Source organism: Actinopolymorpha sp. B17G11 (assembly GCF_040196095.1).
Taxonomy (GTDB): Bacteria; Actinomycetota; Actinomycetes; order Propionibacteriales; family Actinopolymorphaceae; genus Thermasporomyces.
On sequence record NZ_JBEFTW010000008.1, the window covers coordinates 105,779 to 131,401 of the forward strand.

The window sequence follows — 25,623 nt, forward strand, 5'->3', positions numbered from 1 at the left end:
TGACTCCGAGATACAGTGAAAGGCTAACAGGTCGTTCCCGGCCAGGGCCATCGTCGTTTCACAGCTCGAACCAACCAGTGCGGAACTTCCAGTGGCGGCCCGCGCGGATGTGGTCGACGATGGCCCGCTGCAGGGTGGTCCCTCGGGGAAGGTCGTCGAGTTCGGCCAATGGGCGCCGGAACACGAACTCGACCACTGTCGCGTTGTCGCTCGCCTCCCCCGCCGGTAGCAGCGTGAACCGCCGCTGGAACTGCACGATGTTGGTCGCGGGCGACAGGTACTCCTCGAGTTGGGGGTCGAGGATCCACGAAACACAGGTGGCGTACCGGTAGTCCTCGCCCGGGAAGTGCCTCGGGAAGAACGCTCGCGCCCTCGCGAAGGAGGCCTCACAGGCCTCCGGCGTCAGTCGACCCTCCGGAATGTGCACGCCGAGGGACCAGTCGCCGCGTTGTGGCAGGAGGCGCCCGCCGGCCGAACCCGCGGCGTCGAACCAGATCGGGAGCCGCTCGAAATAGAGCCGTCCCAGTGCGTACAGCAGGCCGCGGAAGTGCACCGTCATCCACTCCTGCGTGTGCAGCCCTCCCGTGCCGAACAGCGCCCGGTGGTTGGCAACCTGGGCCCCCAGTGCCGACATGGTCTCCCACGAGGTCTCCTCGGAGATGCCGCGCTCGCGGTGGTAGCGACCGACGGCCGGCACGGTGGCGAGGAGGACCCAGATGTAGAGGTAGCGCCCAGCCGGCCCGACCTCCTCGGGTAGCGATGGCCAAGGCCCCAGGTCGCCTGTGCGACCCATGCGCTGGAGCAGCCGATGGTGGCAGCGTTCGAGCAGCCACCACAGCGCCGGCTGCCTCCGCCTGTCGGGTCGGGCGGCGACCGCTTCTTTGATGTCCCGCGAAGCCAGCCCCAGCCGGTCGAACAGCGCGGCGGCCGCAGCCGGCGGGGGCAGCTGCACCGGATCGGCCGGCGCCCCGACCTCGGCAAGCGTCGTCAAGGCGTTCCGGTGGAAGTCCTCGAGACCCAGCTTCGAGAGAGCCCACTCGACCTCGCCCGCCAGGTCCCGCTGGCTTGCCAGCTCCCGCCCCTCCTGCGACGTGCCCATGGCGTTCAGCCTCCCTCTTGTTGTCGCCGTCGGCCCATGGTGAGATCGGGGCGGCGGCTCGGGCGCGCTTGCGGAGCGCGGCCACGCGGGAGCCGTGGACGCGACCCCTTCGGCAAACGTAGACCGAGGAGTTGGCAGTGGAGGACTTCAACTGGTTCAGCTTTGTCCGCGTCGACAACTCCCGCCGATCCCGGCGGGCATCGAGTTGGGACCGCACCGGCGGGAATCTCGACCGGATCAGCCTGGCCCGCGGGCAGACGGCCACCCTGCTGGAGACCGAGGGTGCCGGCTGTGTGACGCACATCTGGATCACCAGTGAGAGCCTCGAGCCACTGTGGCTGCGCAAGCTCGTCCTGAAGATGTACTGGGACGGCGCGAGCACGCCGTGCGTCGTTACACCGCTGGGCGACTTCTTCGGCGTGGGCCACGCCACGTCGACGACCTACGCGTCCCTTCCGATGGTCATGGCGCCGCGCGATGGCAGCGGTCTGAACTGCTACCTTCCGATGCCCTTCTCCACCGGCGCGCGGATCGAGGTGACCAGTGAGAACGACGTCACCGAGACGCGGCTCTACTACAACATCGACTACGAGGAATGGGACTCTCCCCGCGAGGATCTGGGTCGCCTGCATGCGTGGTGGAATCGCCAGAACCCCACCGACGGCATCGTCGAGCCGCCGGAGATGCCCGACCACACGTTCCAGCACGCTGACACCAATCTCAGCGACGAAGGGAACTACCTGATCCTCGACGCGGAGGGATCGGGGCAGTACGTCGGATGCAACCTGAACATCCATCCCCTGCGCAACAGCAAGATCGACGGCTGGAACTGGTACGGCGAAGGTGACGAGATGATCTTCGTCGACGACGATGCCGAAGGAACCCGCTGGCCACCCACTCTGCACGGCACCGGGACCGAAGACTATTTCAACACCGCCTGGGGACCGGACGAGAAGTTCGACTCGCCGTTCTTCGGGTTGACCCTCTCACAGGGTCACAACTTCACCGGATACATCTCGTGGTACCGATGGCATCTGCCGGATCCCGTACGGTTCAGCCGGAGGATTCGCGTCTCGATCGAACACGGGCATGCCAATCGGCGCAGCGACGACTTCTCCAGCACCGCCTACTGGTATCAGCTCGAACCGCACACTCCGCGGTCGATCCTGCCGGTCCATGAGCGCCTGCCACGCGCGGACTTTCCGCCGCTCCCGCCACCGTCGCCGGGCCGGCCGGACTCGGAGGCCGGAGATGCGTGAGCTCTCCCAGCGGGTTACCGTTGCGATCGAGGCGTCGAAGGCGGATGTCGGCGTGGTGATCCGGCACATCGAGTCGGCGCAGGAGGTCGCGCACCGCGCAGACGTTCCCGTACCCCTGGCCAGCGTGGTCAAGGTGCCCGTACTCGTGGAAGCGTTCCATCAGATCCGCACCGGAACGCTCGCCCTGGATGAGCAGCTGGAGCTGGACGCTGACGTCAAAGCGCTCGGCAGCGGAGTGCTGACTCTGCTCGACGATGGCCTGTCGCTGACCGTACGCGACCTGCTCACGCTCATGACGGTGATCAGTGACAACACGGCGACCGACCTGCTGATGCGAAGGCTCGGCATCGACGCCATCGCCGAGCGGATGCGGCGTCTCGGGTTGGCCGGCATTCATGTGGTGCACACGATCGGCGAGATCTTCGCCGACATGCTGCCCAGCGCTGATCCTGATCAGGACCGCGCCGCGCTGGCGGCGTGGGAGGCCGCCAACGGAGTACGCAGGGACGGGTTCGCCTACAGCCTCGGGCCCGACAACAACGTCGGCACCCCGCGCGACATGGCCCGCCTCCTGGAGATGATCGTGACGGGAGTTGCTCTGGACCGCCAGGGCTGCGACGCGATGCTCGACATTCTCCATGCCCAGCAACTACGCGACCGGCTGCCACGGTTCCTGCCACCAGGCGTACGCATGGCACACAAGACAGGCACGTTCAGCGGCATCCGCAACGACTGTGGGGTGATCTCCGGAGAAGAAGGCCGTGGGCATGTCGTGATCGCGATGCTCACCAGCTGGGACCACTCCGCGGTCCGCAACGATCCCAGGGCCGATCGCCGCCGAGCCCAGCAGATCGACGACTGCTTCGGTGAGATCGGACTGGCCGCTTACGAGACCTTCTTCGCCTGAAGACGTACGGGCTCCGTCACCTCGCCGACTCGCCTTGCGGAACAGGCACATCCGCCCGGATCAGGCCCGCGGCACGCAGGTCGCTCCACAGCACCTCAGGGATCGCCGCACTCGCCCTGGCCACGTTCGTCTGGACCTGTTCCGGGCTCAACGCGCCAGCCAGCACGGCCGCCACGCGCGGGTGCGCGGCCGGGAACTGAAGTGCGCCGGCCGCCAGCTCGACACGGTGCCGGCTGAACAGGTCCGCGATCCGTCCCACCCGCTCGAGCTGGTCGGGGCTCGCCTCGGCGTAGTCGTACTGTGCACCACGGATCGGTCCGGTGACGAGGATCCCGGACTGGAAGGGAGCACCGACAACGATGTCGATCCCGCGCTCCTCGCACAACACCAACTCCTCGGCGGCGGCGCTCTGGTCGGCGAGGGTGTATCGCATCGCGACCAGGAAGAAGTCGACGTCGAACAGCGCGGCAAAGCGCGGGATCATCCCGATCTCGTTGATGCCGACGCCCACGGCGCCGACACCGCTGCTGCGAAGTTCCTCGAGAGCGCGCCACCCGCTGGTCACGAGCTGATCCAGGTACGCCTGCACACGGGGTTCGGGCGCGTGGAACCAGTGATCGAGATCGTGCACGACGAGGGCATCGACCCGGGCCAGGCCCAGCCGCTGCAGGCTGTCCTCATAGGACCGCATGATGCCGTCGTAGGTGTAGTCGAACACGACCTCGAAGGGAAGCCCGCCGACCCACGGTGCCGTATCAAACCGTTGCGGGTCACGAGCTGGCCGCAGCACGCGCCCGACCTTGGTGGAAACGGAGAACTCGTCACGGGGACAACGCGAGAGGAAACGGCCGAACCGGTGCTCGCTCAACCCGCGTCCGTACCACGGTGCCGTGTCGAAGTACCGCACACCGGCGTCCCACGCCGCCTGCAAGGTCGCCCATGCCTGCGCCTCATCGACCCGCTCCCGCATGTCGCCCAAGGGGGCGCCACCCAGTCCGAGGCGAGTGACCGTCACCCCATGACGACCCAGAGGACGCACGCTCGCGGGTTCCATGGCGACAGATGCTATGCCATCTGCGGCACACGGCCCTCAAGGATTGCTTGCGGTCTGGGCCGCCCGGTGGAGTTCCGGTTGCGGAACCTCCGGACTCCACGGCACCGGATCAACGAGCTCCAGCTGGTCGAGCCCGACGAGCTCGTAGCCCCGCTGGCGTAGCGTTCGCAGGACGGTGGGGAGAGCTTCGATCATCGGCACCGGTCGGCCGAGGCGATGCGCGGCGTCATCCTGCTCCGAGCTGTCATGCAGGACGATGATCGAACCGCCCTGGAGATCCGGATCGGACAGGATCGCCTCGGCGATGGCGTCCGCGTCCGTCTTGGCCCAGTCCGACGGCTTGACGTCCGCGTCGATCAGGACGAGCTCACCCGAGATGACGAGCGGCGACTGCGCGCACGAGGCGTAGTCGAACGCCGGGGCTCGGGCGAACCTGCTGACGCCTCCGGTGACATGAGAGATCGCCGCCTCGGCGTCGTCGTAGTCGCCGACACCCACCACGTGGGTGTGACTGTGGTTGCCGATCACGTGACCGCGGTCCATGATCCGGCGCACGGTGTCGGGCCATCGTTCGACCCACTTCCCGATGAGGAAGAACGTCGCCTGGCATCCTTCCGCAGCGAGGATGTCGAGGACCTGCTCGGTCCGCGGTGGATTCGGTCCGTCGTCGAACGTCACGGCGACACGAGACGAATCACGCGACCCGTGCATGAAATAGTGCAGCGTCATCCCCTTCGGCCCGCCTTCCCGCCTCTGCCGTGCTCCACGAGGTCTGGACTCAAGGTTGTCCCTCGGCACGCATCTCGGCAAGGATCGCAGGCAAGGACTACGACGCGTCGACCTCGCATCCGCGCCCCCGCCCCGGAGGAGCACGCATTTCTCATGAGTGCCGTCTCGAGTTGGTCACTTCACCGCACCCTCGGTTCGTACGTCTCCGGCGACGCAGCCGGCCGCCCGCCAGGCAGCCTGGCCGAGCCCGGCGCCGGGTTGGCGCTGTCGGACCTGCCCGCCGAACTTCGGCGCCGCGGCTACGACACCCTCCAGATCTGCCACTTCCACCTCCCCAGCCGCGAGCAGGGCTACCTGACTGACCTGCGCGCAGCCCTCGGCGCCGACGAGATCACCCTCGACGCCGTACTCATCGACGACGGCGATCTCACCCACCCCACGGACGCCGACGCCCACCAGGCCTGGATCGACGGCTGGCTCGACGTCGCCACCGCCCTGGGTGCCCACCGGGCCCGCGTGATCGCCGGCAAGCAGCAGCCGAGCCCGGAGCGACTGCACACCAGTGGTCGCCGGCTCGCCGCACTGGCGGCCGATCATCCCGAAATTCGCGTCGTCACCGAGAACTGGTTCGACCTGACTGCCGGGCCCACCGAAGTGCACACCATCCTCGACGCCGCCGACGGACGGGTCGGCCTGCTCATCGACCTCGGCAACTGGACCGGGCCCGACAAGTACGACAACCTCGCCGCTGTGGCCCGCCGTGCCGAGACCTGCCACGCCAAATGCCACTTCACCGCCAACGGCCCCCGCCAGGACGACTTCAGCAGCTCGCTCCGAGTCCTCCGGCAGGCCGGCTACGCAGGGCCTCTCGCACTCGTCTACGACGGCGACGACCCCGACGAGTGGGCGTGCCTCGAACAGGAAAATGCGATCGCCGCACGCATCTTCGCCTGACCCAGGAGTGTCCTGACGTCGCCGACTCATCCGCGGTCGGATCCCCCGCCCTCGACGACAGACTCCGCTCCCGGTTAGACGGGTTGGCCGGCCCGGTGGCCCGACTCGGCCAAGCCCTTAGTCGGGACCGGGCACGCGGTGCTCGAGGACGTCGAGGAGTCGGTCGACCAGGCGCTCCACGTGCTTGGCCGGCACGGGTTGGGTGAAGAGGGCCCGGAAGTACAACGGTGCCACCAGGAGTTCGAGCAGCTCCTCGACTGTCGGCACCTGCTCGCCCCGGTCGGCGGCACGGTCCAGCATGACCTGGAGCTGGTGCTCGCGCGCCTGAAACGCCGGCGACGTCTGGCGTACCTCCCCGGGGCGGATCTCCATCACCGTCGCGCGCAGGATCAGCGGGACCGCCCCGTCTTCCAGACTCTCGGCCACCTGTGCGGTGTAGCGCAGGAGATCCTCGCGCAGCGATCCGGTGTCGGGGACCCCCCCGGCAGTGGTGAACCGCTCGATCATCACATCGTTCAGGAGGGCCGACATGGTCCCCCACCTGCGATAGATGGTCGCCTGGTGGACGCCGGATCGCTCCGCGACGAGGGGAACGCTCATCTCCTCCCACGGGTGCTCTTCCATCAGGTCGATGACCGCCTCGTGCACGGCGGACCGCACCCGGGCGGACCGCCCTCCGGGCCGTTGCATGGCTCGTCCGTTACGCACACGAGAAGCATAACGCGAAATATCTTGCGTTAGGAAGCCGAGCGGCGTACTGTCACTGACGCGAGAATCCTCGCGTTTGCGGCTGGAGGGAATCATGAAGCGTTGGACGTCCCGGATTCTGACCGGGCTGTGGATCGTGCTCGCGGCGCTGGCGGTGACGGTGCTGGTGGGGGTGATGCCGGCGCGGGACGCGATCGCGGTCGCCTACCCGGACCCGATCGTCATGACCGAGGATGTCCGGGCATCCGTCGCCGCGGCAGGGCGTCCCGACCATGATCCGAAGCTGCCGACGGCCGTGATCGTGGCCAGCTCGAGGGGCGCGAACGCGGCCGACGCCCTTGCACCGTACGAAGTCCTCTCGGTGTCCGGCGAGTTCAACGTCTACACTGCGGCCCCTGTGCGTCGACCGGTGCCGCTCTCCGGCGGGCTGGACCTCGTCCCCGACTTCAGCTTCACCGAGTTGGAACGCCAGTTCCCCGAAGGCGTCGATGTCGTGATCGCACCCGAGGTGCCGGACGGGAGAGAAGTGACCTCGGATCCGGTGCGCGACTGGCTGGCCGCGCAGGCATCCGCCGGCGCCACGGTGATGGGTGTGTGCGTCGGCGCCGAGTTGCTCGCCCGCGCCGGTCTCCTGGACGGCCAGGAGGCCACGTCGAACTGGCTCGCCCTGAGCATGGGCGGCATGGAGAAGCGCTATCCGCAGGTGCGGTGGGCCAAGGACGTCCGGTACGTCGACAACGGCCGAGTCATCACGACCGCGGCGGTCCTGTCCGGAGTGGACGGCGCCCTGCGCATCCTCGAGCGCCAGGCCGGGCAAGCCGTCGCCCGCAGGGCCGCGGCCGCGGTGGGATGGTCGCACTACCAGCCGGGTCGGCCGGCGCCGGTGCCCGGGTCGCGGGTCGAGCTCCCCGACGCGGTGGCGCTGTTCAATCTCGGCTACCGCGAGCCCGCCCGGATGGGTGTCATGCTGACCGACGGGGTCGGCGAGATCGAACTCGCCTCGGCCCTGCGTCCCTACACCACGCTCGCCTTCGTCGCCGAGCCGCGGACCGTCACGATGGACGGTGGACCGATCCGGTCGCGGCACGGGCTCACCTTCGTCCCGAGATCCACTCTTGCCGACGTCGGTGAGGATCTTGATCGCCTCGTCGTGCCGGGTCTCGCGGCTTCGCAGGCGGCCGACTCCGCCCTCGCGAAGGCGGCCGCAGCCGTCGGGCTCGAGGCGGAGTACCTCCACGCGGAGCGGGGGTTCCCGTTCGACGCCGCTCTGCATGACGTGGCCGCGACGACGGACGTGGCCACCGCCACCTGGGTGGCCAAGACACTCGAGTACCCGGTACGCACGGAGCTCAACGGTGCAGCCTGGCCATGGTTACTCACCGGCCAGGCACTGGCCGCAGCGCTCGTCGGAGCCGCGGTCGCCGCCGGCATCGGCTGGCTCCTCCACCGTCGACCGCCGGTGCGGCACTTCGTCCGGCACGCGATCGAGATGTTCCTGGCAATGGCTGCCGGGATGATGCTGCTCGACCCGGTGTGGAGCATGTTCTGGCCCAGCCTGAGCGACCGCCCCGACGCGCACGTCCTTGTCATGGCCCTCGACATGACCATCGGGATGGGACTGTGGATGTGGATCCGTGCGCACCACTGGCGGATGATCGCCGAGATGGGCGTGGCCATGGTCGCGCCGTTCGTCGTACTCCTTGTTCCGTACTACCTGGGACTGCTGTCGGGCAAGGGACTCATGGACATCGGCCACGCGGCGATGATGCTGGCGATGCTCGCCGTGATGCTGCTTCGGGTCCACCACTACGCGCAGCCGCAGGGGTGGAGGTGGCGTCAGCGTCAGGCTGAGAACACCGAGACCGAGCCGATATCAGTCGCATAGTCCGGCCGTACGTACGGACGAACGCCACAGTATGAGTGCGGCACGATCCTCGGTCGGCACACAGAGTCAAGGTGTGCCGACCGAGGCGAAGTGGTTCGCGTTGCTGCGCAGGAACTCCTCGAGCGTCTGTGCGCGCTGCCCACCGATGCGCGCGATCGCGTCGTTGCGCTCATACGCTGGGTCGGCCCAGTTCGCTGCCCCCGCAGCCCGGAACACCTCCCACAGGCTCGTCAGGTGCGCGGCTGCGTGCGCGTTCAGGCCGTTGTCGAGCATCGACTGCTTCCAGGCCTGGCTCGGCACGTCGACATAGCGCAGTGGCCGACCCGTGGCGACCTCGAACGTCGCCATGACGTCGGAGACGCTGGCGAATCCGGCGACGAGCCGATGAAAGCCCGCCGGCCGGACTTCCGGCGCGGCCAGGACTCCGACTGCGACACTGGCCACGTCGCGCCCACCGACCAACGGAAGCACGGCGTCCTGTCCACCCAGAGGCATGACCAACTGGTGGCCGTTCGGCCCGGTCGTGATGAGTGCGCGGATGTTCTCGTAGAACACAGTGGCGCGCAGATGGACGGCGCCGACACCAGCATGGTCGAAGACCTGCTCGGACACCCAGTGCTGGCGAAGCCGAGGCGTACCGGCGTGCGGTTCCGGGGCGAGCTGGGAAACCTCGACGACCTGCCGGACACCCTCGCGGGCCGCCGCGCTTGCGAACACGGCGCTCGCTTCGAGCAGCCCGTCGCGTACCGGGTAGGTGAAGAACGCCCGCTCGACACCGCGCAGAGCAGGGCCGACGTCGGCGATCTCGCGCAGGTCGCCGACGTACACTTCGGCACCCTGCGTCCGCAGCCCTGCCGCGCGGTCGTCGTCGGTACGAACGAATGCGCGCACCGGAATTCCCTTCTCCAGCAGGCCTCGCGCCACGAGATTGCCCGTCGATCCCTGAACTCCGCCGGCCGCGCCGGCGACAAGGACTGGTGCGTTCGCCATGATCGTGCTCCGCTCATCTCTCGCTAGTTTCATCATGAAACTCACACACTAGACCCCGTGGGTTGTTTCACGCAACCGTCAAGTGGTACGGTCGTTCTCGTGCTTGGACGTACCTACGAGGACCAGATCTGCTCGATCTCCCGGACCCTCGAGGTCGTCGGCGAGCGCTGGACCCTGCTGATCCTGCGTGACCTGTTCTTCGGACTGCGGCGCTTCGGCGACCTGCAGGACAGCCTGGGCATCGCACGGAACGTCCTGACCGAACGGCTCAACCGGCTCGTCGAGGACGGGCTCGTCGAGCGGGTTCCCTACCAGGAGCGCCCGGTACGCAACGAGTACCACCTCACCGCGAAGGGGCTCGACCTGCTGCCGGTCCTTCTCGCGCTCATGCGATGGGGCGACCGGCACCGTGCCGGGACCGCCGGTCCCCCGCGCCTGGTCCACCACGCCGGCTGCGGAGGCGAGGTCGAGATGCCGCTCTCCTGCTCGCGCTGCGGGCAGACCTTGCAAGGACCCGACGAGGTCGAGATCCTCCCCGGCCCTGCCGCGCGCTGACCGCCCGACAGCGACTCGACCGCCCGACTGCGACTCGACCGCCCGACTGCGACTCGACCGCCTGGCGATAGACGCGGCGACGAGAACCCGCGGCCGAGCTCACTGGCGAGGATTGGCCAACCCTCCGCGGACCTCCGTGGCGAACCACCATTGTCAACTGGACTGGAGTGGTCTACCTTGCCAGACAACTCACTCGATCCCAGGCGAGGTGAGCGATGGTCGGAAGCGTCCGCACGGGGAACGATGAGCCGCCGGCGCTGCAGGTGTACAGGATTGTCGCGGGGGCGATCGCTCGTGGGGCGTTCGGTGCTGGCAGCCGACTGCCACCGGAGCGTGAGCTGAGCTCGCGCGTCGGGGTCAGCCGCGCCACGCTGCGAGTCGCGCTACGCGCCCTGGCCGACGACGGCCTCGTCGAAGCCAGACAAGGCCGTGGGTGGCACGTCACGGCCATGGTGGAGGAGGGCGAGGAGATGCCCTTGAGTTTCACCGAGATTGCCGCCGCCCGCGACCTGCGTGCCTCAGCAGAGGTCCTCGAGCAGGACACCCGGACGGCGACGATCGACGAGGCCGAGCAACTCGGGGTCGCACCCGGTTCCGAGGTCTTCTGCCTTGACCGGTTGCGAAAGCTCGACGACGTACCCATCGCTCTCGCGAGCGCCCGGCTACCAGTCAACCTGGTGGCCGCGGCCACCCCGCTCGACTACACGAATGCATCGCTCTACGCCGCACTTCGCGAGCGGTGCGATGTCCACCCGGTTCGTGCTTCGTACGTACTCCAGGCGAAGGGTGTCACGGGGCGAGAAGCCGAACTGCTCGGCCTGGACGAAGGCGAATCCGTCCTCGTGGGCGACTACCGGTGTTTCGACCAACTCGACCGAACATTCGAGATCGGCCGGATCACCTACCGAGGCGACCGGTATCGATTCCGGGCGAACCTACGAGATCGCCGGGCTTCACTTCCGCGCGCCGTTCGTACGCGCGAAACGCTTTCCGGAACGAAACGTGTGGGGTGATGACACGGCCGTCTCGTTGACGTGTGTTCTCTCGAGATGGCGCCTTCTTATCTGCCGGTTCACCACCGAAGCTTCGGCGTGAATGCTGGAGCGCCGAGTGACCGGCACTGATCATTGACGTAGAGGAGCGACAGATGGCTACCATCGGTAGACCCACACACGGGGTTCGGAGGCGCGACTTCCTCCGCGCGGTCGGTGTCGGAGGCGGTGCGCTCGCCCTGTTCGGCTGCGACGACGACTCGGGACCGCGGGCTGACGGCGACGCCGAGGTGTTGTTCTGGCTCCCAGGCGGAAGTGACATCTTCTTCACGACACACAAGGAAATTGCCAGCGCGTTTTCGAAGAGCAACCAAGGTGTCAAGGTGCGGATTCACCGGCACACCGGCCAGCAGGTTTTCATGGAGGTCCTACTCGCCCGTATCGCTGCGGGTAACCCGCCTCAGGCCATGGTTCTGTGGGAAACGCCGATGTCGCTGGCGGTCCGCGGCTCTCTCACTGGCCTGGACGAGTTCATGGCAGCGTCTGAGAACTCTCAGGAGAACAACTGGCCCGAGGCGCTCCTGGCGAGCTGCCAGTTCGAGGGCCAGACGTACGGACTTCCCTTCCAGGCGGATTCCTACGCCCTGTGGTACAACCAGGACTGGTTCGAGGAGAAAGGAATTCCTGCCGACCGCGACAGTTTCCCGAAGACGTGGGATGAGCTGCGCAGCCTGTCGAAGGAGTTCACCCGCTGGAAAGGGGACAAACTCGAGGCAGCGGGATTCATCCCGGGCTTCCTGGTCGGCGACCCCGCCGAAGAGCTTCCGATGTGGGCGGCATCGAACGGCGGCCAGATCTTCGACGCCGAGAACCAACGCTACGTGATCGACTCCGAGTCGAACGTCGAGATGCTGGAGTTCTTCTTGTCCTGGCTGGACGAGGAGTACCAGGGGAACATCCGGAAGGTCGCGGAGTCCGGCGCCTGGGGTGCGTATCCAGGAGAGCAGGGGCAGCCGCCGGCCTTCCAGAACCAGCGACTGGCGATGATGCTGACCGGCGCATGGGTGATGGGCGACCTCTACGAGGTCGAGCCGAAGTTCGAACACTGGAACATCGCCTCCATCCCCGTCGGACCCAGCGGGAGCGAGCCAACCTCGGGATACTGGCCGAACTGGCTCGCCATCCCTGCCGGCGTCGACAACGCCGAGGGGGCCTTCGCCTACCTGGATCACCTGAGTGTGGACGGTGCGCTGGCTCTGTACGCGACCGCGACCGGTGTGCCGACCAACGCCAACGTCGCCGGCGGCATCGCCCCATCGCGGGTGGTGGAGAAGCGCGGCGAGGACTTCGCGAAGGAGGCGACCGACTTCTTCCGTCGACAGCTGGACATCGCGACCCCCATGTGGAACTCCCCCGTGCAGAGCTTTGCCACAGATCAGCTGCGGCGCGCCTTGGAGCAGGTCGCCAACAAGGCCGTTCGCCCTCGGGCGGCACTGGCTGAGGCACAACGCGTCTGCCAGGCGGAGCTGGAGAGCGTGCTGTGACCGCCCACCCGGGCCGGTTGAGGATGGCGCTGCTGGGGTGCGGCGACGTCGCCCAGCGCGACTACCTCCCCGAGCTCACCCGGCTGCGGGACCGGGTGAACCTCGTCGCCGTGTGTGGGCGAACCGAGGAACGCACGCGTTCGGTGGCGGCGCAGTACGACGTTCCTTCGTGGTACACCGACTACGAGCGGATGCTTGCGGAGATCGACTGCGACGTTGTCGTCAATCTGACGCCGATACAGGAGCACTACCGGACGACGATGGCCGCGCTGAAGCACGGCATGCACGTCTATACCGAGAAGCCCATCGCCACGTCGTCGGCCGAGGCGCTGACTCTCCTCAATCACGCGCAGCAAGCCGGTCTGGTCCTCGTCTCCGCACCTTCGGTCCTGCTGTTTCCGCAGGTACGCATCGCCCACCAACTGCTGGCAGAGGGCGCCATCGGCCCGGTCTACTCCGTTCGCGGATCCGGGTTCGGCGGCGTACCGCCTTGGCACGGGTTTCCTTCCGATCCGAGTCAGTACTTCATCCGCGGGGGCGGCCCGGCCATGGACATGGGCGTCTACCCGCTGCACGCCATCACCGGACTGCTGGGTCCGGTACGGCGGGTTGTCGCGATGACCGCCCGAGCACAAGACGGGTTCGTCGTTCCGGACGGACCCGCGCGAGGCACGGATGTGCCGATCGAGGTTGACGACAACTGGCACCTTCTCCTCAACCTCGGCACGTCACGGCTCGCCTCGGTGTCCACGAACAACGTCGTGCAGGGGAGCCACGCGCCCCAACTGGAACTGTGCGGCCTGCAGGGAACCATCGAGCTGAACCTGCTCGATGTGGCCGCACCGGTCGAGGTCCTGAGGCCGCATGGTGAATGGGAAACGATCAGGCCGCCCGGGACAGGTCGGGCGGCGGGCCCTGACCACCTCCTCGGTGTCGAGCACCTGATCGACTGCATCACCACTGGCCGGGAACCACTGCCCAGCGCGGAGCACGCCCTGCACGTGGTAGAGGTCATCGAGGCCGCCGCCCGGTCGTCGACGACCGGGCACGCGGTGGATGTCAGGAGCAGCTTTGTCGCCCGATGGGACGGCGAAAAGTCAACGGACGCGTCGATGTGGAGTGACGATCGTGGATGACCACAGCAAACGACTCGCCGGCAGGACCGTTCTGGTCACCGGTGGTGCCCAGGGAAACGGTCTGGGCATAGCCCTCGCGATGGCCCGGGAGGGAGCCCACCTCGTACTCGTGGATCTCTCGGTCGAGCGGATGGAGCGCGCGCGAGGCGAGATCGAGGCCCTCGGCAACCCGTGCCACCTCATCGAGGCCGATGTGTCCGATGAGGTAGCGGTGCAGAACATGATCGCGACGGCGGTGGAGCAGTCCGGAGGGCTGGACGTGCTGGTCAACAACGCCGGCGTCTTTCCGTTCAAGTCCGCGGCCGACTTCACCCTCGCGGAGTTCGAGCACGTGCTCGCCGTCAACCTCGTCGGACCCTGGCTCTGCGCCAAGTACGCCTTTCCAGAGCTGAAGAAACGAGGCGGTGGCGCCATCGTCAACATCACCTCCTGCTCCGGGCACTACGGTGGCGCTTCGGTGGGCGGGAGCGCCTATGACGCCAGCAAGGGCGGACTGCAGCAACTGACGTACTCGCTCGCCTCGGAGTTCGGACCGCACAACATCCGCGTCAACGCGATCGCCCCGGGCGTGATCGTGACCGAAGGTACCGGCGGGCAGCAGGCGTTCGAGCAGGGCAACTTCGACCAGGAGGCGGCGCAGACGCCGCTAGGACGAGTCGGCTTTCCCGACGACATCGGGCGGGTCGCCGTGTTCCTGGCATCTGAGGACTCGGCGTTCGTCAACGGCACGACCGTCATCGTGGACGGCGGCGCGATGGCCGTCTGGTGATGTGGTGACCTTCGACAGGTAGGTCGTCGAGGAGATTCCGTCTGCGGGGTCGGTAGCGTACGAAGGGAAAAGCGAACATGGATGACAACGAGCGCCGCCACTTCTGGAAAGAGAACGGATATCTCGTTCTCGAAGAGGTGTTCTCGCCTGCTGAGGTGGAGTCTTTGCGCGGCAGTGCCGACCGACTCACCGCCCGGGCCGAAGGACTGACCCAGAGCACAGACCGGTTCATCCTCCGCACGTTCGGCGACGGCGGTGGAGCACCCATCGTCCAGCAGATCGCCGAACCACACGAGCTGGGCGGCGAATGGATGGCACTGGCACGGGATCCCCGGATCCTCGACACGGTGGAGATGTTGATCGGCCCCAACATCCAGCTCTACTACTCCATGATGATGATGAAGCCGGCGCGGCAAGGGAGCCGGGCTCCGTGGCACCAGGACTTCGCATTCTTCGTACACGATCGCGCCAGCCTGGTCGCATGCCAGGTCTATCTCGACGACTCGACCTTGGAGAACGGCTGTGTTCGGGTCGTCCCCGGGAGCCACCGGGATGGCCTCCTCAACCACTTCCATGGCGACGAGTTCACGGAGATGGTTCAGGGTGACACCGCCGAGTTCGACGCGCGGGAGGTCGCTCTGCCGGTCAAGGCTGGTGGAGTGGCGTTCTGGCACTGCATGACGCTGCACAGCTCCCACCCCAACACGTCCGCGTTTCCGCGGCGTGCGATTGTCTTCGAGTACAAGGACGCGAACGCGCGTCTGCTGAAGGGATCCTTCTCCGCAAGCGAGGTGCGGGCCGCGGGCATGATGCTCCGGGGAAAGGACCCGCGAGCAGAACTGCTCTCGGCCCTGTAGCTGGGAGGGAGCCGGCGATGCGCGTGCCACAATCATGTGACCGCATCGACATGTCGCAGACGAGAGGCCCACCCATGTCCGCCTTGTACGGCGCCATGCTGGACGATCTGGTCGATGAAGCGAAACAAGAGGAAGACGTCGTTGGAGTGCTCCTGACGGGCTCGCTCGCCCGAGGCGACGCCTTGCCTGGGACGGACATCGACCTGCGGCTCATCCTTGCAGACGGCCTGCACAGACCAGCTCAGCAAGAGCTGCGGGACGGCATTCTCGTCGAGCGCGGATACTCCGACGTGGCAACTGCCCGAGCTACCCTCGAAGCGAACCCGATGCACGTCTACGCCTACCTGGACGGACGAATCCTCTACGACCCGCTAGGTGTCCTCCCAAGCCTGAGACAGCAAGCGCAACGTCGGTTCGACACCTACCAGGTCACCGGGCAGGAGAGGTCCGACCTCGCCGCCCGCCTTCGCTATCCCCAGGACAAGATCCGGGTCGCCATGAGCGGTGGCGATCTGTTGAAGGCCGCCTTCGTCACCGGGACCAGCTCCTGGGGAATCATGGAGGGCCTGTGGGCGGCCAACAACCGGCCACTCCCCCCGAACAGCTCGGTACAACCCCACCTCCAAGACCTGGCAGGACCTGCCGACGTGGAGGCGCTGTACCGGCAGCTCTTTCTCTCCGAGACACGGGAGCGGGTAAGAGTCGCTCTCGACCTCTTCGACTGGATACTGAGCGAGCTGACGTAGCCGCCTCGCGGTTGGTGCTTACGTCCTACGGGCCGCCCGGCAAGCGACCTGAACACCTGCGGGTCGCCAAGGCTGGCCCGTCGTCCGGATCGGGGTTCTCCTCAGGTGAGCAGCTTCGCCTTTGCTTTCTGGTACTCCGCGTCGGAGATGTCTCCGTGGTCGCGGAGCTGGGCGAGCTTGCTGAGCTCGTCGGCCTGAGTGGGCACTCGCGCGGCGCTCCGCACGTAGTCCTGGAAACCCTGTTCTTGTTCCTTGACCTTTGCCATCTCCCGCTCACTCATGGAGCGGCCACGCGCGATGAGATAGACGAACACACCGAGGAACGGCAGGACGATCACGAACAACAGCCATCCTGCTTTGCCCCAGCCGCCAAGGTCATGACTGCGGAAAATGTCGACGATGATTTTGACCAGAAGGAAGATCCACAAGATCCACAAGAAAAAGAACGCCATCGTGAGAAACGCGCTGAGCAAAGGAAAATCCATGTCATCCCCCAACAGACTGGACCAGGCGTCTTCAGCCTGCCACGCAGTAAGGATAGGCCAGTCGAAGCGACTACTGCCGGGCAATTTTCAGGGCTGCCTTGGAGGACCCGACCCAATTGATGTGCAACCCGCTGAAACCGCAACGCTAATGCGTTGCGTCACGATCAACTGATCCACGCCGGGCGAGGAACGCGATGAGGGCGAGTGCGACGACAACACTGCCGGCGAGCGAGATGACGACCAGGACGCCGGGTTGGTGCCACGCCACAAGGATCAGTCCGGCGACCGCGATGACGATCACCCGCAGCCACCGCGCATTGTCGTACACCCAGGGGCCGGCGGTCCCGACGTGCAAGCCGTGCGACTCCGTCCACACCTGTAGTCGTTGGATCATGGCGACCACGAACGAGCGGGTGCGTGACGCGATGGTCGATGGACCCGTCATGAACGCTCCACACGCCACCACCAGTCCGAGCACACCGAGCGTCCACAGCTGGTCCTGGAGATAGCGGACCAGCGTGTCGTAGATCGCGGCGCCAGCGGCGGAGGACTCAACGCCACGGAGGAGGATCGCGCGTCCGATCGCCAGCACGACACCGAGCAGGACCATGCCACCGGCAACCCCGAGCCCTGCGGCAACGAGCATCCGGCGGCGCCGGCGCGCCACGACGACACCGGCCGCGAGGCAGCCAACGGAGAGCACGGGCAGGGCGCTGCTGAGCCGGTTGAGCAAGGTGTATGCGGACTGCGCCTTGGTCAGAGCCTCGGTCCGGAAGAGTTCGATACTGGGATTGATCGGGGGAAGGCTCTCGGCGAGGGTGAAGCCCGCATCGGTGAGATCCTGTTTCGCGACCTCGATGAACGGGCCGAGCTGCAGGCTGACCACATCGCCTTCGACGGTGACGGCACTCTCCTGTCCCGACAGCACGTTGACCATCTCCTGGTGGGCGACCCGGTTGGCCTGCACCCATGCGTGGGCGAACTGGTCGCTGCGTACGAGATTGCCGACCCGGGTCTCGACGAAGCTGTGGATCCCGTCCGACATCGCACCTGATACACCACGAAGCCGGTCCGCGAGGACTGGCGGCAGGTCGGTTCTTGCGATGATCGCGTTGACCGCCTGCCGTAGCACGCGGTCGACGTCCAGGCGGGTGATGATCGCGTCGGTCGTGCGACCGGCGACCGCTGCCTGTACGGCTGGATCTGTAGCAAGGGGTGCCACGGTCTCGACATAGCGCTCCGTGTCGGACAGCTCCGTATGGACCCAGACCGCCGCAGTGGCAAGGGGTGCGAAGAGGGAACCAAGAAGAACAAGTAACACAGCGATCGGCGTACGCCAGCGTCCTCTCCCACCTGGCCGGTGCGCGGCTGCTGACGCCTCGCCACCGCGCTGAGCACGTAACCCGGCAGCCTCCGCCCGAGCCTCGTCGGCATCTGCCTGCGCACGTGCCGCGACCGAACGCAGCCGCTCCAGCTCGGCCCGCTGATCCTCATCCGACAGGCCGTCACCACCACGCGAACCCGAATTCGACGCCACTGTCCACCGGCTTCCCGCCAGGTGATCCGGAGTAGGGAACGGGCCATATCCGGCAGGCATGATCAGCTGAATGGAAACCCGTGTCCGGACCATGTGCCACTACGGACCTATTGCCGCCAATGCGTACAGCCGACCACCTGCCCGATACCACCCACCCTTTCGCGCGGCACCTTGGCTGGCCAGAGCCAAAGGTCAGCTCCACTCCGCTCCACGCCGCCTCGAGGGCTTTCGCGCGTTCGCTGTTCCCCACAGAATGGTGTGCCATGGGACGTTTCGACGGTTGGCCGGAGCAGGCTTTCGACGTCCTGTTGCGCCTTGACGGTGAGCCGACGATGGAAGAGCGCCGGCGGCTGCGAGATGATCGCGAGCGTCTCGTACGACAGCCGATGGTCGCGCTGCTGCAGGACATCGCCGACATGGACCCGGCATACGAGGACTTCTTCGTGTGGGGCTTCGACAAGATGATCTGGCCCTGGCAGCGACAACGGGCACTGTTCCTGATGGGCGACGGCAACCAGTGCATCGTGACGTTCGATCTGGACGGCCTGGTCGTCCAGGGCCACCGGTGGAATCGCCGCCTCGGCGGCTACCGCACCGCCGTGGCAGGTCCTGCCGGCGAGCAACTCGTCGACATACTGGCAACCCTGCAAGGCAAGGGATATGAGCTCTCGGGCGATGTCATGGAACGCACTCCCCACGGATTTCCCCCCGGCCACGACCGCGCTCACCTGTTGCGGCACCGCACATTGACCGCCACTAAAGACCTCGGCTGCGAGGACTGGCTCCACACGCCAACGGCTCGTGCCCACGTCTTCGACGCACTCGAGGAGTTACGGCCCTTCATGCGATGGCTCGCCGACCACGTGCACAGCGATCGCTGATGCTCGCCCGGTCGCCCACCGTGGTCACCGCGGCGCGACGTCGCTGCACCCGTCGGGCACCGATTAGAGCAGGTGCAGTACGTCGTAGACCTTGGTGAGGGAGTCGTCGTACTCCTCAGGGTCGTTGTTGTCGAGAGACCAGGTGATGCCGCCGATGGTGCGGGCGATCCGGAACAGCCGGATGCGGTGCGGCAAGGCGGGGTCGTGCCCGGCCTGCTGCTGGTAGGAGTCCAGCAGCCGTGCCCCGAGGTTCTCGTCGATGTCCCACACGGGCGCGAGGTCGACCGCCGGATCGGCCAGTGCGGCGGCTTCCCAGTCCAACATCCCAGCGAACTGGTCGCCGCGGCTCACGATGTTGTCGTGCCAGAAATCGCCATGCACTACGCCCGCCCGTTCGTCGGGCATGTGGTCGAGGTGGCGTACGAACGCTTCCCGCCACGCAACGAGCCGCCGGTGCGTAGCCGCTGGCAGCTCTCCGGCGAGGTGGTCAACCGCCCTGCTCGTCGTCGCGATCGCGCGATGCTTCCAGCTGGCCAGAGGGGCCACCGTCGCAGTCACCGATTCCTCGCGCGTCCGGTGGAGTCGTACGAGGAAGTCCGCGAGCTGGACGACCAGCTCCCTCGAATGGTCGGCGTCGCGCGGCAGCGCGGCTCCCTCGATCCGGCGGTAGGCCATCGCGCCGAACCGCGACCGCGGACCCGGCTCCAGCCGCCAGACAGGCACCGGCACAGCCACCGACACCACGGACGCCACGACCGGGAGCAGCCGAGTCTCCCGGCGATGGCCGACCTCCGCCTCAGGGGTACGCGCAACGCGGACGACGAAGCCCGACCCGGTAGTCAACACATGGCTGGAGAAACCCGTGTACACCAGCCGTACCGGAGCCACGGCGATGTCCGGCCGCTCCCGCTCCAGCACAGACAACGCCGCCCCCACAAGTTCGTCGACGCCCACGTCCACCGCTCGCGGCGCCACCTCCTTGTTCACCACGCTGCCAGGCTGTCGCGGACGCCGTGAGCTGTGCAATCCGGTTTCACTCCGCGTACGCCGTCACCTGCCCGGAAGCAAGACGCGGCCACCGCCAGGCATCGCGTCACTGATCATTGGCGGACCTCACGACCTGCGAGCGTCCCGGTCCGACCTCGACGACCGCGTCGCCGCCGCCCGGCCCTGGCAGCCGGACGGTCGCGACGACGTTCGCGGGGACGTCGACGCGGACCCGGAACTCCTCGCCGCTCCGCTCCCAGTCCACCGACACCATGCCGCGTGCGGTGGGCACCGCACCGCGGGCGTAGGTCAGCGCGCACCTCGGCGGTCGGACCTCGACCCTCTCCGCACCGGGCGAGGTGACCCGAATGCCCAACAGGAACTCGAGAACATCAACCGCGGCTTGCGCACCCCACCCGTGCGACTGGCTGTGGTTCGTGCCCTCGTCGAGCGTCCATGCCTCCCAGGTGAAGGTGCCACCGTCGGCGAGGATCTTCGCCCAGCCGAGGTCCTCGGCGTTGGTCAGCAGGCGGAGCACCGCATCGGTCCGGTCCACCCTGCCGAGTGCCCGCAGGAGGTGGTGGACGGTCAGCGGTCCCTGCCGCATGCCCAGGCTTTCGAGGTGGTCGGCGGCCTGCTCCCACACCTCGGACGGCGCGACGTCGAACGCGATCGCGAACGACGTCGCGTGCTGCCCCGCGTGCGGGCTCGGCGTGCCGTCGGGGAGGAGCCCGTCGGTGTAGCGCCCGTCCGGACGGAGCAGCAGACGGTTGATCGCTTCGACAAGCCGGTCGGCCTGCTTGTCGTAAAGCGCCACCTCGGCCTCGGGACGGCCCAGGACGCGGCCGAGGTACGCGACATCGCGGAGGACTGCAACGCCCTGCGCGTTGACGGTCGTCCGGGCTGCTGTGGCCATGTCGTAGCCGAACCGGCCGACCGCGGGCCAGTCGACGATGCCGTGGAGATAGGGGCCACCGCCGCCGGCGAGCTCGGTCACGAGTCCCGCGCACGGCCCGTCGGGGGCGATGTGGCGCAGGACGTACCCCGCGGTGTCGCACAGCGCGGGATACGCCTCCTGGACGAGCGGGACGTCGCCGGACTCCAGGTGGTAGCGGCGTACCCACGACGGCATCATCAGCGAGAAGTCGGGGATGTCGCGCTTGCCGTCACCGTTGGGGTAGACGGCGTTGTAGCGGCCGCGGTCGTCGTCGGCATGCCAGTACCGCTCCGCCGAGGCCAGGAACTCGCGGATGGCCTGCCGGGTGGACGTGCGCTCACCCAAGGCCGCCATCGTCGCGTAGGAGATGTTGACCGCGTCGGCGAGGAACTGCCCCTTCTCCCGGGTGGGCGTGTCGACGAACTGCTCCTGGATGCCGTACAGCGCCGACGTTCGGAGCAGGTCGAACACCGCGTCGAGCGTGGAATCGGAAGACCCGAAGCGGGCGGCGGACAGGAACGACGGCGGTTCGGCGTGGACGACCACCGCGCTCACGTCGTCCACGCTCAGCTCCTCACCGGCGTCGGGGATCTCGAGGTAGCGAAAACCCAGATGCGTGAACGCGGAGTACGTCTGCGGGCCATCGGTCTGCGTGCAGGGAAAGGACATGTCGGTGCCCTGCGTGAGCAGGTTGGAGGTCGCCACCCGGCCGGTGTCGGTGAGGTTGTAGCCGGCGCGGATCCGGACGAGGCGACCAGAACCGCCCGCGGCGAACCGCACCACCGGCCGCGCGGGGATGACCCGGCCGAAGTCGGCGACCGGGGTCCCGTCCCTCGCGGTGAGCAGGGCGACGGGCCGCACCGGCACCTCGGCCAACTGCGCCTCCTGGGTTCGCAGCCGCGTGAACGGAGGGACCGGGTGACGGCCGACGACGTCGGCGTGGTGCCAGTCGTCGTCGGCGTAGCCCGGCTGGTCCCAGCCCTCCGGGATCCTCCGCAGGTCGAGGTGCTCGATGGGGTCACCCTCGTCGTTCCGGTAGCCGACCTGGAGGTAGGGACCCTCGCACACCGTCCACGAACTGTCGCTGACGATCTCCTGGCGCGCACCGTCGGCGTAGTCGAGCACCAGGCGGACGAGCAGACCGGGCTCGGCGGCAGGGCGACCCTGCCCGTTGCCGTACCAGTGCAGGAGGACGCCGACGACCGCCCGGCGCGAGCCGGCGAGCGGCTCGGTGACGTCGACGGCCTGGTAGTAACCCTCACCGGGATAGGCGAAGGAGGCTCGACCGCCCACCCGCACGCCGTTGACCCGCAGGTCGGCGTGGTGGTGGGAGGCGATGTAGGCACGGGCGCGGATCAGCTCGCCATTCCGCAGGTCGAACTCGCGGCGGGCCAGCGTCCACTCGTCGATCTGGCGAACCCTGCAGGTGTTGTCCCACGCCGTGAGCTGGCTGGTCTCTGGCGGGGAGAGGAGCGGCTCGCCGTCAGCCGCCCGCAGGGTGAGGTCGGAGAACTCGGCCTGCTCTCCGTCGCGCTGGAAGAGGCCGAACCGTCCGGTCGCGTACGTGCCGTCATGGCGGCGGTCGACCACCACTCCGTCGACCGAGGTCTCGAACGATCCGCCCCTGGCGACCACGACCACCCGGTGGTCCTGGTCACGTCCGACGTCGACGGGAACGATCTCCGCCGGGCCGAGCACACCGTCGCGGAGTACGTGGAACGCAAGTCCCTGGCGTGGAACCAACCGCCACACGTAGCCGCCCGTGCCGTCCACGCTCCGCAGCACCCAGCCGGCCGACCTGATCTGCACGCGTACCCGGAACTCGACGACGCAGTCGGCAGGAATCGACGGAGGCTCGCGGAGCAGGGTCGCGGCGCCGCCCGCCGCCCGGATCGCGCCGTCGACCTGAGAGAGCGGGCCAGAGCCGCCGGGCGCGCGCCTGATCCAGTCCGCGTGCCAGTCCTCGTCTCGCAGTCCGTACTCGAACGACTCGGCCGGTGCCCACTCCGACGGTGCGTTGTCGCCGTCGCCCGCCCAGACGCGCACTGTCCAGGTGTAGGCGGCGGGCTCGAGTGGCGCCCCGGCGTAGGGCACGTGACTCTGCCGCGCTGAGTGGACCTTGCCGGAATCCCAGACGATGTCGCCCGATCCGTCGGTGACGACGATCTGGTACGCGGCCTGCCGTTCGTCCGGTGCATCGTCTCGACGGTCGCCAGAGCGCACCTCGCAGCGGCGGCGATCATGGCCCACCTCGCGCTCGCGGTCGACGGTGAGAAGCCAGCCGAACCGCGGGACCTGCTGGGTGGCGAGCGGCGTCGTCCGATCGTCCACTGTCAGCGCTGTCGGGTATATCGCAGTCATCTCGTCCCTGTGGTCGACGGCGTCGTTCGTCCTGCGTCGCGGCGCGCGGCCGAGCATGCTCGCCGGCCATGGTCGCGAGCTCAGCTACAGCAGTCTCGCACGAGTGGGAGAGCGCTTACCCGGATCCGTCCACGCACGGCCGCCGATCGAACGCGGACCGGACAGAGGTACGACGACGGCCGCCTGGCTGGATGCTGGTGGGTGTCGGTGCGTCCGTTCTCGGGAATGCTCGTCCAGTCGACGTGACGGGACTCAGATGGCAGGGGACGCTGTGACTGGCCGAGCCGAACGCACCGCCGAAGCGTCACAGCTGGTATTGCTGACCTTGGCGTCGGCACAGTTCCTCATGACGCTCGACAGTTCGGTGATGAACGTGTCGATCGCGTCGGTGGCAAGAGATGTGGGGACGACGGTCACCGGTGTCCAGGTGGCCATCACCATGTACACACTGGTGATGGCGTCGCTGATGATCACTGGCGGCAAGATTGGCCAGATCATCGGTCGTAGGCGTGCCTTCGCCATCGGATGCGTCATCTACGGCTTGGGATCGTTCACGACGGCGCTCGCACCAAACCTGGTGGTCCTTCTGATCGGCTGGTCGTTGCTCGAGGGCGTCGGCGCCGCGCTCATCATGCCGGCCGTCGTCGCGCTTGTCGCGTCGAACTTCGGCCGGAGTGACCGGCCCCGTGCCTACGGCCTCGTTGCAGCGGCGGGTGCGATCGCGGTGGCCGTGGGGCCGCTCATCGGCGGGCTGCTCACGTCGTACGCATCGTGGCGTTGGGTGTTCGCAGGAGAAGTGATCGTTGTCCTTGGCATCCTCGTCCTGGTCAGGCGGATGTCGGATACTCCGCCTGAGTCCGGGATTCGGCTCGACTATGTGGGCACCGTATTGTCGGCGCTCGGCCTTGGCCTCATCGTGTATGGGATCCTCCGCTCTGGCACCTGGGGCTTCATCAGACCGCAGCCCAGCGCTCCGGCATGGTTGGGTCTGTCCCCGGTGATCTGGCTGATCCTCGCCGGGGGTGTTGTCCTGCTCGGGTTTCTTGCCTGGGAGCGGCGCTGCCGCGACCGCGGTAACCCGGTACTCCTCGACCCGGCGATACTGGCCCACACGCAGCTTCGCGGCGGGCTTACAGCATTCTTCTTCCAGTACCTGCTGCAGGCCGGGCTGTTCTTCTCGGTCCCGCTTTTCCTGTCGATCGCGCTCGGGTTGACGGCCGTCGAGACAGGTGCACGGCTCCTTCCTCTCTCGATCACGCTTCTGGCCGCCGCGGTCGGTGTGCCGAAGCTCCTTCCGGATGCCTCCCCACGTCGCGTGGTGCGGCTCGGCTTCCTGGCACTGTTCCTGGGGATTGTGGCGCTGGTCGCAGCCCTCGACTTCGGCGCGGGTCCCGAGATCGTCACATGGCCGCTTCTCCTCGCAGGCTTGGGCGTGGGTGCCTTGGCATCGCAGCTCGGAAGTGTCACGGTGTCAGCGGTTCCGGACGACCAGAGCGCAGAGGTTGGCGGCTTGCAGAACACGGTCACCAACCTGGGTGCCTCCATCGGGACTGCACTCGCCGGCGCCGTCCTGATCTCGGCGCTCACCACCTCCTTCTTCTCCGGAATCCAGGCCAATCCGGCGGTCCCCGAAGACGTGTCGTCGAAGGCGCAGGTGGAGCTGGCCGGTGGCATCCCATTTATCCCCGATGCCGAACTGGAGCCCGCTCTTGAAGCCGCGGGGGTGCCTGCACCGACGGCCGAGGCGATCGTAGAAGAGAACGCGCGGGCCAGACTCGACGGCTTGCGGGCAGCGCTGTCTGTCTTGGCACTGATCGCGCTCGCGGCACTGGCCATCTCCGGTGGCCTCCCCACGCGGCAACCCGCACGCGAGGAGTCTGGCCGTGGCGACCTTTGCTAGCGACGTCGATGCAGCGTGAACATGCTGGCCAGGAGCCCGAGGACCCACGCAATCAGGAGCGCAGCCCACAAAGGCATCGTGACCTCCGGAACGAGCAGCCGGACCGTTGTCGGTGCGGTGTTCTGAAAGATGAATACCAGGCTGATCACCGCAAGAACGGCGAACCCGGCGATACGGCGGACTTCAGGACGGGCGAGGAACGAGCGCGGTTCCTGCTCCTGGTGGGTGCGAGCCATCATCCCCCCAATGACATCGATCACGCCTCCGCACCCAGCGTGCGCCTTCGACCGACGACCCGCAAGTTGAGCGCAGAGCTCAACGGTTCACAGCCGATGAGTTTTCGCGGCCGGG

General features: G+C 67.4%; 23 protein-coding genes. 13 read left to right on the forward strand and 10 right to left on the reverse strand.

Going from position 1 to position 25,623, the window contains the following annotated elements:
* Positions 1-58: 58 nt before the first annotated feature.
* Positions 59-1,099 carry an acyltransferase domain-containing protein gene (locus ABN028_RS11140; protein ID WP_349696548.1) on the reverse strand — a complete coding sequence of 347 codons (1,041 nt, stop codon included), beginning with the start codon at positions 1,097-1,099 and terminating at the stop codon, positions 59-61.
* Between the two features lie 137 nt (positions 1,100-1,236).
* Here ABN028_RS11140 and ABN028_RS11145 point away from each other — a divergent pair, with 137 nt between their 5' ends.
* Together ABN028_RS11145 and ABN028_RS11150 are read left to right on the forward strand one after the other, a co-directional pair.
* Entirely contained in the window at positions 1,237-2,358 is a 1,122-nt protein-coding gene (locus tag ABN028_RS11145; RefSeq protein ID WP_349696549.1) for a glycoside hydrolase family 172 protein, read from the forward strand.
* The gene (locus ABN028_RS11150; RefSeq protein WP_349696550.1) at positions 2,351-3,265 is read left to right on the forward strand and encodes a serine hydrolase; all 915 of its coding nucleotides are present in this window, start codon (positions 2,351-2,353) and stop codon (positions 3,263-3,265) included. The genes ABN028_RS11145 and ABN028_RS11150 overlap by 8 nt, the downstream gene beginning before the upstream one ends.
* Before the next feature lie 16 nt (positions 3,266-3,281).
* Here the strand turns inward: ABN028_RS11150 and ABN028_RS11155 are convergent, their stop codons facing one another.
* Both ABN028_RS11155 and ABN028_RS11160 read right to left on the reverse strand, forming a co-directional pair.
* Positions 3,282-4,280 (reverse strand): aldo/keto reductase, encoded by a 999-nt coding sequence (locus ABN028_RS11155; RefSeq protein WP_349696551.1) that lies wholly within the window; start codon positions 4,278-4,280, stop codon positions 3,282-3,284.
* A gap of 75 nt (positions 4,281-4,355) precedes the next feature.
* Positions 4,356-5,048 carry a polysaccharide deacetylase family protein gene (locus tag ABN028_RS11160; protein WP_349696552.1) on the reverse strand — a complete coding sequence of 231 codons (693 nt, stop codon included), beginning with the start codon at positions 5,046-5,048 and terminating at the stop codon, positions 4,356-4,358.
* A 153-nt stretch (positions 5,049-5,201) separates the two neighbouring features.
* Between ABN028_RS11160 and ABN028_RS11165 the strand changes: the two genes are divergently transcribed.
* Positions 5,202-6,002, forward strand: a complete 801-nt coding sequence (locus tag ABN028_RS11165; protein ID WP_349696553.1) for a sugar phosphate isomerase/epimerase family protein — start codon at positions 5,202-5,204, stop codon at positions 6,000-6,002.
* A 117-nt stretch (positions 6,003-6,119) separates the two neighbouring features.
* Here ABN028_RS11165 and ABN028_RS11170 read toward each other — a convergent pair whose 3' ends face one another.
* The gene (locus ABN028_RS11170) at positions 6,120-6,710 is read right to left on the reverse strand and encodes a TetR/AcrR family transcriptional regulator (RefSeq protein ID WP_349696554.1); all 591 of its coding nucleotides are present in this window, start codon (positions 6,708-6,710) and stop codon (positions 6,120-6,122) included.
* A 94-nt stretch (positions 6,711-6,804) separates the two neighbouring features.
* Between ABN028_RS11170 and ABN028_RS11175 the strand changes: the two genes are divergently transcribed.
* Positions 6,805-8,595, forward strand: coding sequence for a DJ-1/PfpI family protein (locus ABN028_RS11175; RefSeq protein ID WP_349696555.1), 1,791 nt, complete (start codon positions 6,805-6,807; stop codon positions 8,593-8,595).
* A gap of 66 nt (positions 8,596-8,661) precedes the next feature.
* Here the strand turns inward: ABN028_RS11175 and ABN028_RS11180 are convergent, their stop codons facing one another.
* Positions 8,662-9,585: an NmrA family NAD(P)-binding protein gene (locus ABN028_RS11180; protein ID WP_349696556.1), complete on the reverse strand. Its 924-nt coding sequence runs from the start codon at positions 9,583-9,585 to the stop codon at positions 8,662-8,664.
* Between the two features lie 99 nt (positions 9,586-9,684).
* Here ABN028_RS11180 and ABN028_RS11185 point away from each other — a divergent pair, with 99 nt between their 5' ends.
* From ABN028_RS11185 to ABN028_RS11215, 7 genes are all read left to right on the forward strand, one after another.
* On the forward strand, positions 9,685-10,140 hold the full coding sequence (locus ABN028_RS11185; RefSeq protein WP_349696557.1) for a winged helix-turn-helix transcriptional regulator: 456 nt from the start codon (positions 9,685-9,687) through the stop codon (positions 10,138-10,140).
* Between the two features lie 215 nt (positions 10,141-10,355).
* The gene (locus tag ABN028_RS11190) at positions 10,356-11,153 is read left to right on the forward strand and encodes a GntR family transcriptional regulator (protein WP_349696558.1); all 798 of its coding nucleotides are present in this window, start codon (positions 10,356-10,358) and stop codon (positions 11,151-11,153) included.
* Between the two features lie 134 nt (positions 11,154-11,287).
* On the forward strand, positions 11,288-12,676 hold the full coding sequence (locus ABN028_RS11195) for an ABC transporter substrate-binding protein (protein ID WP_349696559.1): 1,389 nt from the start codon (positions 11,288-11,290) through the stop codon (positions 12,674-12,676).
* Positions 12,673-13,812, forward strand: coding sequence for a Gfo/Idh/MocA family protein (locus tag ABN028_RS11200; RefSeq protein WP_349696560.1), 1,140 nt, complete (start codon positions 12,673-12,675; stop codon positions 13,810-13,812). The genes ABN028_RS11195 and ABN028_RS11200 overlap by 4 nt, the downstream gene beginning before the upstream one ends.
* On the forward strand, positions 13,805-14,581 hold the full coding sequence (locus tag ABN028_RS11205; RefSeq protein ID WP_349696561.1) for an SDR family NAD(P)-dependent oxidoreductase: 777 nt from the start codon (positions 13,805-13,807) through the stop codon (positions 14,579-14,581). Before ABN028_RS11200 ends, ABN028_RS11205 begins: the two co-directional genes overlap by 8 nt.
* A gap of 77 nt (positions 14,582-14,658) precedes the next feature.
* On the forward strand, positions 14,659-15,438 hold the full coding sequence (locus tag ABN028_RS11210) for a phytanoyl-CoA dioxygenase family protein (RefSeq protein WP_349696562.1): 780 nt from the start codon (positions 14,659-14,661) through the stop codon (positions 15,436-15,438).
* 74 nt (positions 15,439-15,512) lie between these two features.
* Positions 15,513-16,184 carry a nucleotidyltransferase domain-containing protein gene (locus ABN028_RS11215; protein ID WP_349696563.1) on the forward strand — a complete coding sequence of 224 codons (672 nt, stop codon included), beginning with the start codon at positions 15,513-15,515 and terminating at the stop codon, positions 16,182-16,184.
* 101 nt (positions 16,185-16,285) lie between these two features.
* Here ABN028_RS11215 and ABN028_RS11220 read toward each other — a convergent pair whose 3' ends face one another.
* Complete coding sequence (locus ABN028_RS11220; protein WP_349696564.1) at positions 16,286-16,669, reverse strand: SHOCT domain-containing protein; 384 nt, start codon at positions 16,667-16,669, stop codon at positions 16,286-16,288.
* A gap of 145 nt (positions 16,670-16,814) precedes the next feature.
* The gene (locus ABN028_RS11225; protein WP_349696565.1) at positions 16,815-18,266 is read right to left on the reverse strand and encodes a hypothetical protein; all 1,452 of its coding nucleotides are present in this window, start codon (positions 18,264-18,266) and stop codon (positions 16,815-16,817) included.
* Positions 18,267-18,469: 203 nt separating this feature from the next.
* Here ABN028_RS11225 and ABN028_RS11230 point away from each other — a divergent pair, with 203 nt between their 5' ends.
* Positions 18,470-19,087 carry a DUF2461 family protein gene (locus ABN028_RS11230; protein ID WP_349696566.1) on the forward strand — a complete coding sequence of 206 codons (618 nt, stop codon included), beginning with the start codon at positions 18,470-18,472 and terminating at the stop codon, positions 19,085-19,087.
* Positions 19,088-19,150: 63 nt separating this feature from the next.
* On the opposite strand, the gene ABN028_RS11235 is transcribed toward ABN028_RS11230, so the two are convergent.
* Positions 19,151-20,077: a phosphotransferase family protein gene (locus tag ABN028_RS11235; RefSeq protein WP_349696567.1), complete on the reverse strand. Its 927-nt coding sequence runs from the start codon at positions 20,075-20,077 to the stop codon at positions 19,151-19,153.
* Between the two features lie 103 nt (positions 20,078-20,180).
* Entirely contained in the window at positions 20,181-23,372 is a 3,192-nt protein-coding gene (locus ABN028_RS11240; protein ID WP_349696568.1) for a family 78 glycoside hydrolase catalytic domain, read from the reverse strand.
* Positions 23,373-23,628: 256 nt separating this feature from the next.
* Between ABN028_RS11240 and ABN028_RS11245 the strand changes: the two genes are divergently transcribed.
* Positions 23,629-25,272, forward strand: a complete 1,644-nt coding sequence (locus ABN028_RS11245; protein WP_349696569.1) for an MFS transporter — start codon at positions 23,629-23,631, stop codon at positions 25,270-25,272.
* Here ABN028_RS11245 and ABN028_RS11250 read toward each other — a convergent pair.
* Positions 25,269-25,532 carry a LapA family protein gene (locus ABN028_RS11250; protein WP_349696570.1) on the reverse strand — a complete coding sequence of 88 codons (264 nt, stop codon included), beginning with the start codon at positions 25,530-25,532 and terminating at the stop codon, positions 25,269-25,271. The two genes, ABN028_RS11245 and ABN028_RS11250, sit on opposite strands and share 4 nt — an antisense overlap.
* Positions 25,533-25,623 lie beyond the last annotated feature (91 nt).